This is a genomic window from Bacillus sp. HY001 (assembly GCF_007558965.1).
GTDB lineage: Bacteria > Bacillota > Bacilli > Bacillales > Bacillaceae_G > Bacillus_A > Bacillus_A mobilis.
On sequence record NZ_VLTE01000026.1, the window covers coordinates 34,098 to 53,311 of the forward strand.

The 19,214-nt window shown below is 34.8% G+C and carries 19 protein-coding genes, 2 pseudogenes and 1 riboswitch; of the genes and pseudogenes, 4 read left to right on the top strand and 17 right to left on the bottom strand.

All coding sequences use genetic code 11. The features are described from left to right. Window positions 1-6: 6 nt before the first annotated feature. From FOT98_RS13350 to rraA, 7 genes are all read right to left on the bottom strand, one after another. Window positions 7-729 carry a YwiC-like family protein gene (locus tag FOT98_RS13350; protein WP_063261483.1) on the bottom strand — a complete coding sequence of 241 codons (723 nt, stop codon included), beginning with the start codon at window positions 727-729 and terminating at the stop codon, window positions 7-9. A 184-nt stretch (window positions 730-913) separates the two neighbouring features. Then, complete coding sequence (locus tag FOT98_RS13355) at window positions 914-1,615, bottom strand: ECF transporter S component (protein ID WP_063261484.1); 702 nt, start codon at window positions 1,613-1,615, stop codon at window positions 914-916. Beyond that, window positions 1,588-3,249, bottom strand: coding sequence for an ABC transporter ATP-binding protein (locus FOT98_RS13360; protein WP_186292113.1), 1,662 nt, complete (start codon window positions 3,247-3,249; stop codon window positions 1,588-1,590). Before FOT98_RS13360 ends, FOT98_RS13355 begins: the two co-directional genes overlap by 28 nt. Beyond that, complete coding sequence (locus tag FOT98_RS13365) at window positions 3,222-4,100, bottom strand: energy-coupling factor transporter transmembrane component T (RefSeq protein ID WP_063261486.1); 879 nt, start codon at window positions 4,098-4,100, stop codon at window positions 3,222-3,224. Before FOT98_RS13365 ends, FOT98_RS13360 begins: the two co-directional genes overlap by 28 nt. A 22-nt stretch (window positions 4,101-4,122) precedes the next feature. After that, the gene (locus tag FOT98_RS13370; RefSeq protein ID WP_063261487.1) at window positions 4,123-4,947 is read right to left on the bottom strand and encodes a DUF4430 domain-containing protein; all 825 of its coding nucleotides are present in this window, start codon (window positions 4,945-4,947) and stop codon (window positions 4,123-4,125) included. A 57-nt stretch (window positions 4,948-5,004) separates the two neighbouring features. Further along, on the bottom strand, window positions 5,005-6,783 hold the full coding sequence (locus FOT98_RS13375) for a DUF4430 domain-containing protein (RefSeq protein WP_144291071.1): 1,779 nt from the start codon (window positions 6,781-6,783) through the stop codon (window positions 5,005-5,007). Between the two features lie 338 nt (window positions 6,784-7,121). Continuing rightward, the gene (rraA, locus tag FOT98_RS13380; protein WP_063261489.1) at window positions 7,122-7,601 is read right to left on the bottom strand and encodes a ribonuclease E activity regulator RraA; all 480 of its coding nucleotides are present in this window, start codon (window positions 7,599-7,601) and stop codon (window positions 7,122-7,124) included. Between the two features lie 200 nt (window positions 7,602-7,801). Here rraA and FOT98_RS13385 point away from each other — a divergent pair, with 200 nt between their 5' ends. Further along, complete coding sequence (locus tag FOT98_RS13385) at window positions 7,802-9,232, top strand: YfcC family protein (protein WP_063261490.1); 1,431 nt, start codon at window positions 7,802-7,804, stop codon at window positions 9,230-9,232. A 137-nt stretch (window positions 9,233-9,369) separates the two neighbouring features. Here FOT98_RS13385 and FOT98_RS13390 read toward each other — a convergent pair whose 3' ends face one another. The 5 genes and pseudogenes from FOT98_RS13390 to FOT98_RS33415 form a co-directional block, all read right to left on the bottom strand. Then, the gene (locus tag FOT98_RS13390; protein ID WP_063261491.1) at window positions 9,370-10,197 is read right to left on the bottom strand and encodes an endonuclease I family protein; all 828 of its coding nucleotides are present in this window, start codon (window positions 10,195-10,197) and stop codon (window positions 9,370-9,372) included. A gap of 468 nt (window positions 10,198-10,665) precedes the next feature. After that, entirely contained in the window at window positions 10,666-11,547 is an 882-nt protein-coding gene (locus FOT98_RS13395) for a 5'-methylthioadenosine/S-adenosylhomocysteine nucleosidase (RefSeq protein WP_063261492.1), read from the bottom strand. A gap of 163 nt (window positions 11,548-11,710) precedes the next feature. Then, window positions 11,711-11,814, bottom strand: a riboswitch (purine riboswitch). Window positions 11,815-12,101: 287 nt separating this feature from the next. Next, window positions 12,102-12,263, bottom strand: a pseudogene (locus FOT98_RS13400) (RNA-guided endonuclease TnpB family protein); the annotation flags it as partial. A gap of 19 nt (window positions 12,264-12,282) precedes the next feature. Beyond that, entirely contained in the window at window positions 12,283-12,666 is a 384-nt protein-coding gene (locus FOT98_RS13405; RefSeq protein WP_063261493.1) for a hypothetical protein, read from the bottom strand. Between the two features lie 119 nt (window positions 12,667-12,785). After that, window positions 12,786-12,927 (bottom strand): annotated as a pseudogene (locus tag FOT98_RS33415) (TetR/AcrR family transcriptional regulator); the annotation flags it as partial. Window positions 12,928-13,153: 226 nt separating this feature from the next. On the opposite strand from FOT98_RS33415, the gene FOT98_RS32365 reads away from it, so the two are divergent. The 3 genes from FOT98_RS32365 to FOT98_RS13420 all read left to right on the top strand — a co-directional run bounded on the left by FOT98_RS32365 (window position 13,154) and on the right by FOT98_RS13420 (window position 14,792). After that, complete coding sequence (locus FOT98_RS32365; RefSeq protein ID WP_016129923.1) at window positions 13,154-13,297, top strand: hypothetical protein; 144 nt, start codon at window positions 13,154-13,156, stop codon at window positions 13,295-13,297. Between the two features lie 65 nt (window positions 13,298-13,362). Further along, window positions 13,363-14,121: a MerR family transcriptional regulator gene (locus FOT98_RS13415; RefSeq protein WP_063261495.1), complete on the top strand. Its 759-nt coding sequence runs from the start codon at window positions 13,363-13,365 to the stop codon at window positions 14,119-14,121. 14 nt (window positions 14,122-14,135) lie between these two features. Continuing rightward, entirely contained in the window at window positions 14,136-14,792 is a 657-nt protein-coding gene (locus FOT98_RS13420; protein ID WP_063261496.1) for a GAP family protein, read from the top strand. Window positions 14,793-15,049: 257 nt separating this feature from the next. Here the strand turns inward: FOT98_RS13420 and FOT98_RS13425 are convergent, their stop codons facing one another. The 5 genes from FOT98_RS13425 to ybaK all read right to left on the bottom strand — a co-directional run bounded on the left by FOT98_RS13425 (window position 15,050) and on the right by ybaK (window position 18,997). Further along, window positions 15,050-16,063, bottom strand: coding sequence for an alpha/beta hydrolase (locus tag FOT98_RS13425; RefSeq protein ID WP_063261497.1), 1,014 nt, complete (start codon window positions 16,061-16,063; stop codon window positions 15,050-15,052). Between the two features lie 15 nt (window positions 16,064-16,078). Beyond that, window positions 16,079-17,203 (bottom strand): helix-turn-helix domain-containing protein, encoded by a 1,125-nt coding sequence (locus FOT98_RS13430; protein ID WP_063261498.1) that lies wholly within the window; start codon window positions 17,201-17,203, stop codon window positions 16,079-16,081. A gap of 330 nt (window positions 17,204-17,533) precedes the next feature. After that, the gene (locus FOT98_RS13435) at window positions 17,534-18,043 is read right to left on the bottom strand and encodes a DUF6141 family protein (RefSeq protein ID WP_063261499.1); all 510 of its coding nucleotides are present in this window, start codon (window positions 18,041-18,043) and stop codon (window positions 17,534-17,536) included. Between the two features lie 25 nt (window positions 18,044-18,068). Further along, a complete protein-coding gene (locus tag FOT98_RS13440) occupies window positions 18,069-18,251 on the bottom strand; it encodes a hypothetical protein (RefSeq protein ID WP_000875162.1) in 183 nt (60 codons plus the stop codon). A 269-nt stretch (window positions 18,252-18,520) separates the two neighbouring features. Continuing rightward, entirely contained in the window at window positions 18,521-18,997 is a 477-nt protein-coding gene (ybaK, locus tag FOT98_RS13445; RefSeq protein WP_063261500.1) for a Cys-tRNA(Pro) deacylase, read from the bottom strand. Window positions 18,998-19,214 lie beyond the last annotated feature (217 nt).

The following is a 19,214-nucleotide window of genomic DNA, read 5'->3' on the forward strand; positions in this document are numbered from 1 at the left end:
GTTTTTTCAAATGGCATACTTCATAATTATTACCGTTATAATTAAAAAATATACAGAATTAGCAATTTCTAAAATTCCTACTTTTATAATAGAAATCTTTTTGCCGTACAACATAATTGCCCGAATAACACTCGGTATAAAGATAAGAGAACACCACGGATTGATAGCAAATACGATGATTGTTAATAGAATATGATACCCCCATGATATAAAACGATATTTCGGATTATTTTTCTCACGTATCATCGTTTTCACATAAAACGTACTTCCTAAAAAATATAAAAATGAAATAAGCGCAATAAATAGTGCTGTTTTATCTATAAGTTTCATTGAAAAATAATAACTAACTAAACCACCAATACAGAAAACAACAATCGCACTAATGTCATTTAGTAACGCTCTTTCATTTTTTTGACGAGCGTAATACATATTTACTATAAATAATGGAATCATTACTGCTACGAATAAAAGAATGCGCCATTCATATAATAGAGAAATCATCCCAAATACGAAAGCAATGATAAAATATACAATCGCTGCATGTAAATACTCTTTTTTTCGTCTTTGCTTTATGTACGTAAGAAATGGATATGTAGCTAAATAGATAAAGAACCAAGCTACAAACAATGGAATATGATACATAGTAGGTTTCCCAAGTATGACACTTAATAGAAATGGTATAACGAGCATGGCCCATGCACCGTGTTGCTTCGGAATAACTAACTTCATTAACTATACACCTCCCTTTTGAAAATAGTTCTCACCTACTATTATACAAATAATTTCATATAATAACGGACATATATTGAATCGATTTTTTGACAATAAAAAATGCTCCTTACAATATGTAAGAAGCATGAAAGAGGCAAACGAATATGTAAGTCGCGACCCTACCTTATATGAATATGCTTTTCTATGCCATGTTATGCTTATCTAATATGCCATATTTCTTTTTGAATCTCGTAAGAATCGTAATCCAAGACGTACTAAATAATAGTAAGAAAATAACATTCGAAATCGCATGGCTCAAATCGAAATAAAAACTTGCAATATAATATGAAACGACTGTTTCCCACGTTGCCTCACGTATAAAACCGAGAAGCCCCCAGAAGTTCATAATCCAGCCAAATAGAAATCCAACAAACAATCCGTATAGTAGTCTTCCCCATAGCTTTTTCATTAAAAATGTATTTCGAAGTAATCCTGCTATAAAACCAATCATCCCCCATGAAAACATTTGCCACGGCGTCCACGGACCTTGTCCTAAAAAGATGTTAGATACGATAGCTGCTGTTGCACCGATCATAAAACCAGTTTCACTTCCAAATACGATTGCAGAAACGATAATAACAAAAGAAGTCGGTTGTATACTTGGTAAAATAGAAAATGGTACTCTGCTTACTGCTGCAATTGCCGCTAACACAGCAACGAGAACAATTTCACGTGAAACAAACGCCTTTCTTTCAAACCGGATATAAAACGGTAACATAATAACAACTAATAAAAACAAACTACTTAACATGTAATAGCCATCCATGATAAGTGTGGTAAAGAGTAATGTGCCTATAATAACTGCAAAAATACATATTATGAATGCAACATATCGCTTGGACACGCTTCGTACACATCCTCCCACGTTAATGCATATGGCAACTCTTTTCGAATGAATCGATTAATAGATGTTGTATAAAAGAAGTTTCCACTAAAAAACTCTTTCGGTGCATCATTCATAATAACCGCTCCGTCAAATAACATCATACATTGATCAACGTATTTTGCTGCAAACTCAATATCATGCGTTGCCATTACAATTGTTGTACCTTCTTTTTGCAATTTCCTAAATAGCTCTCCTACTCTTTCTTTCTTCCATGGATCTAACCCCTTTGTCGGTTCATCGAGTAATAATAAAGTTGGTTTTGATAATAACGTAGTACATAACGCAAGTAATTGTTGTTCTCCCCCGCTACAATCGTGCGGATGGCGTTCTTTAAGCGAGTACAACCAAAACTGTTTGAGCATATCTTCTGCTATTTCTTTTCCTTGTTCCCCGTATAACTCTCGTGCACGTTCATACACTTCTTCCCACACTGTATCAAATGTAAAATGATAGTACGGATGCTGCGATACATACCCGATCCTTTTAAATCGTTCTTTCGAATCAATTTTATGTATCACTTTCCCATTCCACTTTACTTTCCCTCTTCTCGCTTTTTGCAATCCAGCTAAAATCGTTAACAGTGTAGACTTACCTGTACCATTTTTTCCAACGAGAGCTACCCATTTTCCTTTTTCAATCGATACAGTTAAGTCTCTCAAAATAAGTGGACTATTTTTTTCATATTGAAACGAAATATGCTCTGCACTTAAAATGACTTCTCGCTTTTCATTTTGTGCTATTGGCTCATTCACATATGATATCACTGAAAAGTTATTCAGTTTCATTTGCGCTTCTCGCACTGTAAACGGAATATCTTCCGCGTTCCACTCTAAAAACAATCTTGGAATTTGCGGAATAAATGGACGAAAGTTTTCTACTTCCCACATGTTCGCTACAACCGTTTTCGGACTACCGTCATACACGATTTGACCATTATTCATACAAATAACGCGCGTAGCAAGTGGTATTACTTCATCTAAACGATGTTCACTTAACACAATCGTAATGCCAAGTTCTTCGTTAATACGTTTTAACAATCCTAAAAACTCTTTCGCAGCAATGGGATCTAATTGCGCCGTCGGTTCATCTAATAATAATAATTTCGGCTGCATAACTAATACCGCAGCTAAATTGACAAGCTGCTTTTGCCCACCAGATAACGTATGAACAGATTGATGCAATAAATCTTGAAATCCTAAGAAGCTAATAAGCTCTGCTATTCGCTTTTGAATAATATGTGATGGTAATCCGATATTTTCTAAAGAAAATGCTAATTCTTGAATGACTGTATCCATTACGAGCTGATTTTCTGGATTTTGAAATACCATGCCAATTTCTTGTGCAGATAATAAATCAGGTACTTCCTCTAATAAAACGTCATCATAAAAAATTTCTCCTGAACGTGTACCGATTGGAAGTAATTCCTTTTTAAAATGTTTCAATAAAGTCGTCTTCCCAGAGCCTGATCCGCCAGCAAGTGCAATAAACTCTCCTTTTTGAATAGAAAGAGAAATATGCTGTAACGCATATTCGTTTTCATCAGCATATACAAATGATAAATTGTTTATTTCTGCATGCGCCACCATATCCACTCACTTCCTTCCATTATAATTGGTAGACTAATAAACATCGTAAATATGACAAACATCATTCCATCGTATTGCTGAAATAAAATAGATTCGACTTTCGGATAAATGATTAACTTTCCTCCGCCATACGTACTACATACAATAGCAATGATAAGTAGAATACTTAAATAACTGAGCGTATACCAATCTCGCCTTTCCATTCTATACCGAATATATGTCGTACGCTTCGTCACACCAAACCCACGAGCTTGCATAGAATCTGCTGTTTGCAGCGCATCTTCTAATGAACAAATTAATAATACTTGCAATAATTGCATACCATTTTTCACCCGTTCCACAATGGAACCTGCATCTACTTCTACACCTTTCGTTTTTTGGACGAGTGTTATTTTCTGTAATCGCCTCATAAACAAAGGAACAAACCTCACCGTAATCATCGTTAACAATGCTACTTTCGGTGAAATTCTAGAAAACAAATATAAAAATTTATGACTCGAAATAATATCATTATACGAAGCAAACGTAAACATAATCGCAACTAATAATAACCCCATTACTACTCCATACATAATCGCCTCAAGCTTAATACGGCTATCACCTAACCAAAATAACGTAGTTCGGCCTCTATGTGTTAACAGCGAATTAAATAAAATGACCATAAAAAAGAAAACGATTGTGCTCGGTAACATCTTTCTTATCTTTTCGCTATTCCCTTGCATCACATTGATTATAACGATTAATAGTATTGCCCCAATTAAAAAAAGAGGATGAAGACACATCATACATAGTATCATCACCCCGATATAATAGAAAAAATTCACAAAAGGATGTAAAGAAGAAAAACTTATTTTCATAGTCCTTTACCGAATGCCTTTCTTATTTTAATACATACACCCACTCAATTGTATCTCCTGGTTTAACTGTTACTATACCTGCACTATGGTTCGGAAACGCACCGTTCACACGATATTTCCATCCACTAGTATCTGTAATATCTTTTTCATATAAATCATTAATACCTTTTACGTAAATATCACCTTTAGAACCCATTGCATCCACATCTAAACCTGTACGTTGCAATACTTTATAAACTGTATCGCCTTCTTGTACATCAACCTTTTTCGCACCTAATAAGTATCCTTCATTACCTTTTACTGAGATAGTAACTTGTTTTGCTTGTGGTTTAGGTGGTTCTGGTACTGTATCTGGTTTAGGTGGTACTGGCTTTGGAACGGTCGGAGTCGGTATCGTTTTCTCCTCTTTATTCGGATCAACTTTTTGCTCCTGCTTCGGTGTTTCTTTCGGCTGATTCACAACCTTCGCTTCTTCTTTTACTTCTTGCGTTTTTAGTTGCTCTTGTTGTTTCTCTTCTTGTGCTTTTTGTTGTTCTGGTTGTTTATTAACAGCAGGCTGTTCCTGAGGTTTCTCTTCTTTCTTTACTTCCGGTTGTGCCTGTGGCTTTTCTTCTTTTGGCTTCTCTTCTACTTTTTGTTCTTGCTTCTCTTTCTGCTTTTGCTCTTGTTCAGCCGGTTTTTCTTCCGGCTTTTCTTCCGGTTTCGCTTCTTCTTTTTTCTCTTCTTGTTTTGCTACCTCTTCTTGCTTTGGTTCTACTTTCTTCTCAGGCTTTACAGCTGCCTCTTCACATCCGGCAAGTAGCCCAAGTGAAAGCATGAAAGAAATAAACCACTTCATCTTACTCATGTTGTCTCTCACCTTTCATATTAAAAATTAGGAGCAAATGATTGCTCCTAATTTTTGTTAAGCTGCTTTACGTCTCCATAATACATATGCAGAAGCAAGACATAATACACCCATACCTACTTCTGTAGCTGCACTATGAGAAGATGCTCCTGTTTGTGGTAACGTGCTACCGTTTCCGGATTTTTTATTTTTAACTGGTTCGTTATCGACAACAACTTTTAGCGTGTCATCTTTCGTTTCTTCTTGTACTTGTTTTTGTTCTTGTTTTTGTTCTTGTGGTTGTTCAGTAACTTCTTTTTCTACTACAACATTTTCTGAATCCACATTTGGTTTCTTATCGATTTCAGGAACAGATACATTTGACCAGTCATAAATCGATTTCCCAAGGTCTTTAAACTGAAGTAAAGCTAAGAATGCTTGCTCTGTAGCCATTCCGCTACCGTTTTGATCACTTGGTAACCATTTGAATTCACCATTTGGAAGTTGGTATGATAGTAGATTTTGCATTGCCTTATGTAGACGATGTTGATCTGCATCTTTAACAAGTGATAATCCAATAATCGCTTGCGCAGCACTATTAGAATTCTCTTGTCCATCAGCAGAAAAACCACCATTTTCTAGTTGTTCGTTATATAAATAGGCAACAGCTTTTTCTACAGCTGGCTTCACATCTGGTCGATCTTGATAAGGAGCTAATGCTGATAAAACCATACCTGTTACATCAACGCTACTAGCACTGTCTTTACTGCTTGCGCTATCGTAAGTCCAGCCGCCATCTGTATGTTGCGCGTTTAAAAGCGCATCAACTAAAGCAACTCGATTCCATTTTGAATTCACTGGAACTTCATATTTCTTCGTATCAAATGCAAGTAAAGCAAATGTATAACCTGTAACAGAATTTACTTTATCTGATTCGTACAATTTTTGAATTAAATTATGTTCGCCTACCTTTGTAGGGTCTGCATGCATTGCATTCATCATAATAATCGTTCTAGCTAAATCTGTCGCTGAAAAACGGTTAATGCGTTTTTCTACTTTTTCAGTTACCGACTTAACATAATTTAATTTCGCATCAATTGGAACATTCTTTCCAGAACGTGAAAGACCTAAAGCTACCCAATCACTTTCAATTCCATCTTGTAACATCTTTTCAGACGTCTTAGAAATCGCATCATTTACTTGTTTTGCTGTAATTTGAATGTTCTCTTGCATTGGTTGTTCTGGTTTTTCTTGTTTTGGATCATCTGTTTTTGGTTCTTCTGGTTTTTCTTGTTTTGGATCATCTGTTTTTGGTTCTTCTGGTTTTTCTTGTTTTGGATCATCCGTTTTTGGTTCTTCTGGTTTTTCTTGTTTTGGATCATCTGTCTTTGGTTCTTCTACAGTTTTACAAGTACCAAATTTATCTAATGTTTGCTGTAATGTTTCCTGGCTCATATTGCTCCAGTCTGCAACAAAACGAAAGACAACAACATCTCCAGCATTTAATTTATAACTATCTGCTCCAACTTCTGCAGATTTATCATTTACATCATACAACCAGCCACTTGTGTCCCCAGCCATTAAGCCGTCAATGCCTTTAACATACGTTCCAAAAGACATCGTCTCTGCTGTTACTTTGTCCCCCATGACTTTTTGCAGCAAACTTAAAGCTGTTTCCCCATCTGTAATCTGCTCTTCTTTCGGACATAACATAATGCCCTTTTGTGATTCACCAACAATTGCAAGTTTTGCTGTATTTCCTTCAGCAAACGTAATATGTACTGTATTCGCAAAAGAAACAAATACAAGTGTAACTGCCATTAACGACGTAAGCAGCCATTTTTTCAACATTGCCATCCCAAAATTTCCTCCCTTACTACTATTTACACAAAAAAAGGCCCTTCAAGGGCGTGCAATTGACACTCTTTTTTTGTAAGTGTCGAACAAACTGTGCAACACCTCCGACCCGCATCATTCGCGGCTATATTTGTATAGGAAAAATAATTTTGTTTATGAACGTATCATTGTGATAACATTCACTTTTCTAGGCACAACTGACTTCCATTTCAGTTATCGTAAAACGATAAACCTATACATTCTGTTAATTTTAAATTTCTGTATTATTTTACTATTGACAAAGAATTTTGTCCATGATTTATCGGATTTATTTTCTAAGAATAGTAACTTACTAACCTTTAACGATGCAAACTCTTTTCACTAATAATAACGCCATCTTCATCCGCATACACATATTCATTCGGTTTCCATTCTACTTGTCCAAATTGCAACGAAATATTCCGCTCTCCTTTTCCCTCTTTTACACTTCTATTTGGCATCGTCCCTAACGCTAAAATACCAATATTAATATTCTTTAGTTCACTAGAATCACGAACATATCCATTTACAATAATCCCTGCCAGCTTTCTTTCCTCCGCAATAGCTGCCAAATTATCGCCCAGTAACGCACAATTCGTAGACGCTCCGCCATCAACAACTAATACCGTTCCTTCTGGTAGTGTTTGCAATCCTTCCTTCACTAGTACATTATCATCCTTCACCTTTACCGTTGCAATTTTCCCGTAAAACTGTTCTTTCTTCCCAAACGACCGAAAAGACTGGCGACATATTTGTAATTCCTTTTCAAACTCATCACATAGATCGGTAGTTTTCCACATCTTTTTCCCTCTTTTCCTTATTCTTTCTATATAACATATTCTTTGATTATTTTCGTTTCCCTGTCTAATGTTGCAAGAATTTGTATATGTAAGAAAAGGACAGAAAAACTATTGCCTTAAGAAGCCACCTTTATTATAATCTATTTCACAGATAAATTTCAGAATATTAAAAATTAACCAAGTGAAAAAGGAGGGATTTTATGCAACTACAGACCGAGGTAAAAAAGCAGCCGAGCAAACGAAAATTTAAAATGCCTGACGCGTACGTACTACTATTTTTTATTGCCTTACTTTGTGCAATAGCTACATATTTCGTTCCTGCTGGAGAGTTTAAAAGAGTTACAAATGGTACTGTTACAACGACAATACCAGGAAGTTATCATTCTGTTCCACAATCGCCAGTAGGATTTGTTTCTTTTTTTACCGCTATTGAAAAAGGAATGACGCTTGCTGCTCCTATCATCTTCTTAATTTTATTTACAGGTGGAGCTATTGCCATTCTTGAAAAAACAGGTGCTCTTGACGGTTTAATCTATCATGTGATTAACAAGTTTCGTAATCAGCAATTACTTTTCATTTGCATTGTCGCCGCACTCTTTTCTATTCTCGGAACGACTGGCATTATCGTAAACTCAGTTATCGGCTTTATTCCCATCGGCATTATCGTTGCACGCACATTGAAATGGGACGCTATCGTCGGCGTAGCAATTATTTATTTAGGCACTTATGCTGGTTTTAATGCTACTATTTTATCTCCCTCACCTTTAGGCATTTCACAAAAGATCGCAGAACTACCGATGTTTTCAGGGATTGGTTTACGTACAGCAATCTATATCTCATTTTTAATTGCCACCATTTTGTATATTAATTGGTATGTAAAACGTTTAAAAAAATCGAATAAAGGAAGCATACTCGGAGATAACTGGTTTCCAAGTAATGCTCTTACAAGTGAGAAAGAAATAGAGAAAACTGAAGTTCCTTGGACAATACGTCACAAATTAATTTTACTCGTTTCAGCTTTATCATTAATTGCATTTTTAATAGGCGCTTTCCGTCTACATTGGACAGACGCAGAAATGACCGCTACTTTTATTTTCATCGCAATTACAGCGGGAATCATAGGTGGCATGAAAGCGAATGATATTGCTTCTACTTTTCTAGCAGGCTGCCAAAATCTCATTTACGGTGCTTTGATCGTCGGAATGGCTCGTTGTATTTCAGTCATTCTAGAACAAGGCAAATTACTTGATACAATTGTGAATCAGCTCGCACAATCTCTCGAAGGACAAAGCCCTGTATTTGGTGTTATCGGTATGTATGTAAGTAGTGCCGCATTACATTTCCTCATTTCATCCGGGACAGGAGAATCTGTTATTTTCATTCCAATATTAGCTCCATTAGCTGATTTCATGCACATTACACGCCAAGTTACAGTACAAGCTGTTATGCTTGGAGAAGGTGTAGTGAACTGCCTTAATCCAACTTCCGGTGTTTTAATGGGCGTTCTCGCAGCGAGCGGCATTTCTTATGGAAAATGGCTTCGATTTATGGCTCCACTTGCATTCATTTGGTTTATCATTGGACTTATTTTTCTTATTGTTGGTGTAAATATTGAGTGGGGACCGTATTAAAAAACTCATGTTATATTTAACTTGATAAAATTTCTATTCTCCAATCCTATAAAAATTACTTATTCTAGTATAGATATAAACAAGGATTGATCATATTGATCAATCCCTTCTCTCAAAGTAAAATACCTTTATGTATTTTAGTTCCAAATTTTATTTACCCATTCCGGATGATCAATAAAAGGATTACGATTATGTTGATATTTCGTAAAAATCACTTCGTTACGCTTTCGCTCTAAATCATCTACCGGGTCTTGTTCATTCCATTTTAATAAAACGGATAGTTTGCCCATGTATGGATCTTTATTGTTATTCACCTTTTCATTTAATTCTAAGTCTATTTCGCCGTTGTCTCCTTCATAACGAACAGCCATGTAAAATAGCATTCTAGCGATATCTCCTTTTACACTATCACGAGGTTCCCAAGAATCACTATCGTATTTACATTCTGTCGCTTCCGAATGATTCACACCACCATTATCAAAATCCAGATTTCCACGTGAGCTATTTACAGATACATCCGTCGCTCTTAAATGATGCAAATCTGTTCCAGCTCCTGCAGTCGTTCCAAAATCACCGTGAGACTTTGCCCAAACATGCTCTCGGTTCCAATTATCAACTCCTGAACCATTCGTAAGTTTCCCTTGCGAACGCCCAGTATATAAGAGTATCACATTGTTTTTATTATTTGGATCTTCATCAGTATCTCTTAGTGCTTCCCAAACCGCACTGTATGATAGCTTTGTATGATCATCAATAATATTATGAAGTTCCTTCTTTAATTCTAAACCCGTTTTTCCTATTGCATTATTATAATATGTATCGTCATAGCTTTTTACAGTAATCTCTCGTGGTGATGCAGAAGCTACTTCACCGTGTATGATATCTGTGAATGATAAAGATGCAGTACCTAAAATAAAAAATGAAGATAGTGTAATCATAGCAAGCTTTGTATTTCGAAACTTCATATACCCATTTCCCCTTTAAAATATATTTTGAAGCTATTAACTAAAAAATGCTTTCTAACCCCAAATAACTTTTAGAAAGCCATACCCATCCTTTTCTTTTTATTTAATACAAAACTCTATTGAGTCTGTATTATTTCCACACTTTTGGTTTATCTACTTTTCAAGGAATATCCTTCTCTAGTAAAGATTATTAAAATATTCTTTACAATTAAAAAGTAGTTTAATGTTAACTTATAAATTTCAATTTTTTTATGCAATTATGCATATTTGATAAATCGACTTTTCCTTTTTCTATAACTGTCTTTATTTTTTGTGTAAAACCCTTCTTCCTCTGAAGAATAAGCACAAAAATAGATTGGATACCATGTAAGGCACCAATCTATTTTAATGAAAGAAACTTTGTTAATTCTGAGTTCACAACACATTGTGCAGTAATGATTACATTTTTATACTGGGACAGAACTACTACTATTTATTTTGCATTGAATCTATATATTTTTTAACTACTTCATAAACATATTCTTGATTTGCCGCTGCTGTGTTTGGATTGTACTTTCCGCCGTTTGTTTTATTGTTAGATAACACTCGAATTCCTAAAAATGGTACGTCATACGCTTTTGCGATTTGCGCTGCTGCAGCACCTTCCATTTCTTCTACAGATGTACCGTATTTTGTATGGAACCACTTAATTCTATCCACTTCATTATTCCAAAGATCTGCTGAACCTATAGTCCCTTCCACCACTTTACCTTTTGTATATTTATCTTTTACCGCATTAGCTGCTGCAAGTAAATCCTTATCTCCCTCGTAGTATCGGATTTTCTCAGCATTTGGATCTTCTCCTGCACTTCCTTCAGAAGCCATTAAGTCCATTGAAATCCATTTTGTCGGTTCAATCCCTTGATTCTCATCCATATTTGATGTTTTTAATGAACCTATGTTTGCTACTTGTTTTCCTAAAACAATATCAAATACGTTTAAATCCGGATCATGTCCACCCGATGTTCCTTGGTTAATAATCGCTATAGGCTTATATTTTTCAATAGCCACTGCTGTAGCGGCTGCTGTATTCTCCATTCCTTTACCTGTTTTCGCAACGATTACAGGATAATTGTCGACAGTGCCTTTATAAAATACGAAAGTTCCAGACTTTTCTTCTTTCACATTTTTTAACCTTTTTGCAAACTTCTCAGCCTCTATCGGCATTGGCCCTTGAATTAAAATAGGTTGTTGATTACTTTTTGCCTCGACTACTTGTTTTGGACTCGCATTACACCCTGCAAGTATTGAGAATGACAATACAGTAGTAGTTACTAGCGCCGCACACTTTTTCAACGTATTCTTCTTCATAAATAATCTCCTCTTTCTCTTGTTGTTTTCTATACTCGATGCTTTTGGTCCAAACAAAAAAGTTCTAGAAATTGTAGAAGAATCTCTACTTTCTAGAACTACGGTAGTCAAAGTTAATTAAGCACATGCAAAATTATAAATCGGTAGCGTACATTACATAGTACGGCCGAGTACTTTAACCCGTAGTCCAGTTCTTTCATTGGGAACTAGGTAGAAACGCTCGGACCATATTACCGAGTATATACGAGTGATGATGTGTAAAATTATTATATTGGTAATATATCAAACTTTTAGTGTGCACGCAATCTAAATATGAACATTTTAATTAAATTAATTTTTAATGTTCGTTTTTTAAATGATAAATTCATTTTTTATACATTTCTAAGCGAAAAATACCACTAAAAACTTATATTCTAAATACTAAAATAAATCCACCTACAACAACCGAGCTTTTACAAACAATCAAGCTTTCTTACTTCCGCCTTATATCGAGCTGGAAGTCTTTTTCCCCTCGTATTGCGAGATACAATGCGCCTCTATCCACTTCACAATTATTTCTTCCGGCGAGCTGAATCTTTTACGCGCCTTGCTAATACTCGTTGCGCTTTTGCTAATCTGTCTAACATCTGACGATAAAAGCAAGGATAATTGGCTTTCTCATCTTCGCTACTCACGTACAATTCAGCCATTGCGAAGTCTAACCCAACTGCATTTTTATCCTTCAGATAGTCTCTTTCATTCTAATTTCTGCATTTCTTTCAGCCGTTCTATATCCTTTTCTGAAGCCTTTTCTATTTTATACAATTCATAGCTACCCTTTATCTCATTTATCACTACAAATTCAATTTCATTCCGAACATAGCTTTTCGTTTTTCCTTTTTTATAACCAATAATATTATCTAATATAGTTTCCCCACTATCTTTTTTATATAAATTATAGCTAACAGGTGGACGACCAATTACATACTTATTATTAGAAAATCCGACTATATCATCCCTCCCTAATCCTGTCGAAACACTCCAGACAAACATAATCTGAAATATAGAATAAACAACAATACCGCATAAGAAAAAAAATAGGATTAATTTAAAAAATAACTTTACAGGTATGCTTCCCAAAAGACATTCCCTCCCATTTCACCTCAGGATAGCAAGAACAATACGTGAATTCTGTATGCTAAGGCACCAAAGTTTTTATAATGTTCCAAAACTAGTTTAAATAGTGCATCCTTACCTCAAAAACTATCGTAGAGAGTAGCTCGGCTTATGCCCTTCGTTTCAATAAGATCTGATATTTGTAGCATCATGACCTTTCTCCCAAAATAAATGCATAACTTTATTTAAAGCTTGCTCTTTATTAAAACTAATCTTTCTACCCATTAACCACACCCCGTATTATATATTTTAGTATAAATATTTTGGAACGATAAGCCCGCAAAATATTTTGAAATTAAATCTTCCGTTAGAGGGCGCTTTAAAGGTTTATATAAATGTATTAATAAAAATCAAAAACACTTGAAGTTGACGTTGGGTCATTTTATATACTGTTAAGTAGCTACTATTTAGCAATTTCATAAAAGAAATTAGAAAAATAGGAGGTTTTCAGATGAAACAAGGCGATATTATTATTTATGGATGTGTCATTATAGGTGCAGGGATTGGACTGACATTGGATCATGCATTTCCTGGTGTATTAATTGGATTAGGATCAGGTTACTTACTTAAAAATCTTTTTAGTAAAGAAGAATAGATGTGGTATGAAGAAAATAATCGTTAACGATAAAATCTTAACGTTCAGAAAGGTAGGTTTATCAGTTGATACACATTAATAAAGTTGGAGAACTGACAGGCGTTACAGTAAGGACACTGCGTTATTACGATAAAATCGGATTATTAAAACCAGCATCAAAAACAGAAGGTGGCCATCGTTTATATACAAATGAAGCAATAAAAAAACTACAGCAAGTTCAATTTTTAAAAAAAGTTGGATTTCCGTTACAAGAAATTAAAAATATGCTCGACTTCAATGAATGGGATTGGTCGGATAGTTTACAGAGTCAATTATCTTATGTAATAAAAGAGCAGGAACATTTAAAGAAAATAGAATTATCCTTACGGGAATTAATAAATGGCATTGCGATAGAAGGAGAAGAAAGCTGGATTGCGATTCAGAAGATTATGCAATTATCCAGCAAAGATAAAGATATACAACAGTATTATCGCGAATCTGTATTTAAAGAAAAAGAAATAAAACTATTGGAAAAGGTTCCTAAAATGGCAAGTGACTGTTCTGATTCACTTGAATGGATTGCTCTCATCGGCCAATTAAAGCGTTATATGAATGATGGCCCAAAAGCAACGAAAGTTCAAAATATCATTAGAAGAATGGATGAAAAACGCTTAGAAGAATTTGAAGGTGAGGATGAATTTTTAGATAAACTTTGGGAGATACGGATGTCTCCAAAACAATCAGAGAAACTCAGTTTATATCCAATCGACCAAGATGTGCTTCAGTTTTTGGACGAGGCATATGCCATATTTATGACTGAAAAAAATAATTTTGATCCGAAATAAAGGGGGAATGAGCAATGGATACAGAACAACTTCTCCTAATAGGCGGATTGGCTATATTGGACACGCTAAGCCCTACTACAATAGGAGTAACAATATATCTACTTTTAACAGATAATGAGAGTCGTACGAAACGATTATTCGTTTATTTATTGACGGTAGCTGGATGTTATTTTGCTGTTGGAGTTTCTCTCATGTTAGGATTAAATTTTTTGTTTGAGATCATTTCTGGCGTATTTCAAAACCGAATCGTAAGCTGGACGTTATTTATTATTGGAGCCCTATTATTCATCGAAAGCTTTTATATTCCACCAAAGAAAAATTCAAAGCTCCCTTCACCAAAATCAAATAGCATTTCTTCAATGATTGCGCTCGGATTCACTACTACATTAATTGAAGCGGGAACTGCATTTCCTTATTTTGCAGCAATTGGTATACTGACTACTTCTAATCTATCATGGGTAGAATGGTTTTCTATTTTAGCTGGATACAACTTTATTATGGTATTGCCCTCTCTCGTGCTGCTTCTCTTCTATCTCCTGTTTGGCCGATGGATGCAAAAACCTCTCGAGAGACTCCGAATGAAAATCGCTAATCATTCGGGATCTGCTCTGTCATGGATTATGTGTATAGTGGGCCTCCTGCTAATAATAAATAGCCTGGATTATTTATAGGGTGTTGTATAATTGTTCTAACTTTATTGTAAGCCTACACCTATATTGATTTAGATAAAAGTTCTGAAGCGGAATATGAATCTATACTTCAAACCTTATACAAACGCCTCTCTACTAAATTTAGTAGCATATTAGATTGAATAAGAGGATTTTCTATAGCAATCTAATAATAAAAGCTTATTATCTTACTATAGAATGTACAATCTGGGAGATGTGCTTGAACTTATACCTATTATTATTCTAAACCAATCCGTCTTTTACAGGCAGTTACTCTCAATTCCATCTCCCTCATATTCACTTAATGTTGATGAAGGGTTCTTATGCGAGATAAAATTCGCACTTATCCAATTCACAATCATTTCTTCCAGCATCGGGTGAAGTGGCTTTCCCGCTCCTTCTTTATAGTTCTTTTGAAGCTCCAATACTTTAAATTCCCCTTCAAAATGTTTCAAACTATGATCCATATTTTTTATTACATATACTTCAGAGTCACCTTGCACATAATCACCAATTCTCTTCGCTTTTTCAGGATCAGCCTGAATGTCTTTGTCACCAGCAATAGCTAGCACTGGACATGTTACTTGTTGTAAATCTTTATAAATATCATGCTGAAAATGCTCTCTAAACCATTTTGCGTTCATCGGTTTAAAACCAACTTTAATCGTATCTTTTTCTGTGTTCATCATTTTCTCTTTTATTTTTTCCATCTGCTTCTCTCCACGTTTCTCCACATTAAGAAGACGCATTAATTTTCCCTTTATTCCCTTTTGTTCTTTTAATTCTTTATAAGCAATTTCTCTTTGTCTTTTCGTAGCTTCTTCTAATGATTCCGCAGCTCCTGTAAGAAGTATGAGTCCATTAACTGGTGTTCTTGCGTTTACTACTGTCGCTAACATACACCCTTCACTATGGCCAGCTAAAATGATATTTTCCGAATCAACAAATGGTTGTTCTTTTAAATAGGTAACCGTAGCCTCTATGTCACTAACTAAATCCCACATTCCAGTCTTCTGAAATTCTCCATCACTCTTTCCTACTCCTCGCTTATCAAAACGGATCGTCACTACTCCAAGCCTCGCCATTACATGCGCTAAATCCTTATATATATTCGATTCAATCTTTAGCGGTACAATCATTCCATCACGATCAATTTCTCCAGATCCAGCGATAATAACAACAGCAGCATACTTCCCGTCAGCTTTCGGTTTAGTAATTGTACCTTGCAAAGTAAATTCACTATTTATCGCTACTTCATATTCGTCAAAGGCCATAATTTCGTCCTCCCTCTAATCTTTTATATCCAATTTAAATTTCAAACTCGCTATTATATTTTTGTACTCTCTTATATCTTTCATCGGAGCGAAAACTGGATTCTCTGCAATACTTTGTAACATGCTTCGCTTTATAATATCTTCACTTCTAACCGTTTTAGCACCGAGTGGAAATTCTGCAAACCATCCATCAATCGCATCAAAATAGGAATCTCCGTGTAAATGAAGGCTATTTACTGTGAAACTAGCTGCACAAACTGTTGCGTATTTCTGCAACATTTCTAATGTTCTTTCAAAATTCCCTTGCATACAATATACTTGTGCAGCAGCATAGTATACTTTTAAAGTCATATTGGGATGTAATGTTTCTATTTCATATATATCTATTAACATGAAAGCTCTATTTAAAATTAACTCTACCTTTTCAGCGTTTGAAGCATTTACTACTACATAATTCGGTATTGTTGCAACGAGTTGTATTAAATGTTGATACATACTAATCTGCATAATTTCATTCGCCTTTTCAGTATTTCCAAGCATTTGATACGCCTGTGCGATTAGATCTTCCGCTGGAACGTTAGGACGTATCGTTTCGCCAAGTAATTGAAGCACCTCATTTGGTCTATTGAGTATAAGATAGCAAGTTGCTTGAAACGATACCGCCTCTTTCACAAGAGAAACATCGTCACTTTCTCCCTGCACCCTGCTAAAAAGAGACATTGCCTCTTCTAAAATTTCAATTCTTTTATCCGTATCCTCTGTTAACATATGGTGGTTTATAAAAAGTAGTCCCATTTGAAGTAATAACGGAAAACAAGAATAATATTTTTTGATTATTTCTTTGCACTTTATCATTACTTCATCAAACGGTTCTTCACTAAAAGCTTCCGCTAGTCGATGATATAAATTTTTAATATCTTCCTGCTCCATTTGTGGTGTATAACTAATGAGTTTATCAATACTTATGTTAAAGTACGATGCTAACAGTGGTAAAAATGTAATATCTGGATAACTCTGCCCTGTCTCCCATTTGGAAACAGATGCCTTCGTAATACCGATATACGCCGCTAACTCTTCCTGTGTAATTCCCTTTTCTTTTCTCTTATCCGCAATAATTTTATGAATCTGAATCTCTCTCACTGTATCACCTCATACTTTTATTATATGTACTTTATTCTATACAAAATATGGATTTAAAGTCGACTTTCGTTAACAAAATCAACTGTTAGGAAACATCTCTCTACAATGAAAGGCAGGAACATATTTGATATGTTCCTGCCTTTTTATTGTGGGGTACCGGTACGTGGTCATCTAGCTAAGATTTTGAAGTGCTTTAAAATCAAACATTTCATCTCACCACAGATTTTTTACATAATTTTCAATATAGGAAGTAAATTTAAGTTCTTTTTAAAGTAGGTATACCTAGTAGAAATTGTTGAATTGTGCCCGTTTGTTAAAGTTTAATTTTCATTATACTTTTTGTACTGAGTCCAGTGCTTTTTTTAATTCGCCTGATTTTTGAGTGCCGATTACTACTGTGTTATATTGCAACTTTAACTCTATTCCTTTATTTCCATTCATGTTATAGGCTTTTTCGTTCTTAAGGTTAAAACGAATTCCCCATCCTCCAAATCGTTTTATTGGACTGTAAGTAATGCATTCATAATGATGTATATCTTTGAAAAGGTACTGCTTATATTGAAAATGAAAAGGAACAAAGCGGACATAAAGACCTTTTTCACGGACCTCAATGATCAGTTTCAATACTCCAAGCATTAATACAGGAAAGGCAATCCCGAACAACAACCACATAACAATTAAGACACCATTAGGAGCTGGTTTATCTCCAAACGGGATATCAAGAATTATTTGTTGAATAAATCCATACCACATCAGCATGGAGATCCCTAATATGAGTATCCATACCCAAATTGGGGATCGCTGAACCTCACGAAAGATAACTTGTTCTTGTTGTTTCATTAATGATTGTCACCTCCTAAGTGATTTATTTTTTCTCACTCATTTTAAGCCGTTTTGCACTTCCAAAAAATGCGCTCCCAATTATGAATATAACGGAAGAAAGATACATTGTTATCCCTGAGTATTTATTATCAAAAATTGTGAAATTAAGTAAATTAATGAACATCATCAATATAAGTGATATGTACAATCCATTAATATATTTCATTTATCCCCCCCCTTTACTTTTTGAAACCCCCTATGTGATAAATAGTGGTTTCTAACAGTATTATTCAGAATGACCTTTTCCCTATTTTACCATTTTATAGAGTTGATATGTTGTTTGTTTTCGGTTGAATATTGTATACACACTCGGTTAACATAACGTCTCATTATCAGTAGCAAGAAAAAAGGATAATCCGTCCTCATAATGGACTAATTATCCTATAAATCTTTATCTAAATTTAATAAAACAAGAACTTCTTTTCCTATGTATATTTACTTCGTTATTTCACCAAACTGCGCTCTCGTCACTTTCGCCAAGTCATCCACTTTCAGCTCGATTTGTGTACCAATCTTCCCGCCGCTTACAATAATCGTTTCAAGCAAGTGAGCACTCTCATCAATGCATGTTGAAAATAACTTCTTCATTCCGACTGGTGAACAACCACCGCGAATATATCCTGACACTTTCGTAATATCTTTTACAGGAATCATTTCAATTTTCTTTTCACTTACCGCTTTTGCGGCAGCTTTCAAGTTCAGTTCCTCATCTACTGGAATGATAAACACATGATAATTTTTACTATTCCCTTGAGCAATTAACGTTTTATATACTTCTCTCACTTCTCGTCCAATTTTCTCAGCTACTGATACACCATCAATTTTTCCATCTTCCGGATCATATGACATCATCGAATATTCGATCTTTTCTTTATCTAATATTCGCATCGCATTTGTTTTATCTTTTTTCATAGTAATCTCCTTAAAAGGTTATTTCATATTATTAAGTTTTATTATACACTCTTTTCCATTTCTCCTACATAACTTCACGTATATTTCAAAACTAAAAATATTGATAATTCAAAAATCGTCTGATATAATTTGGAAAAACTTATGTTAAGGAGAGATTTGTCATGCGAAATATTAATACTTCTTTCCAACTTCATCATCATACGTAACGCCGTGTATC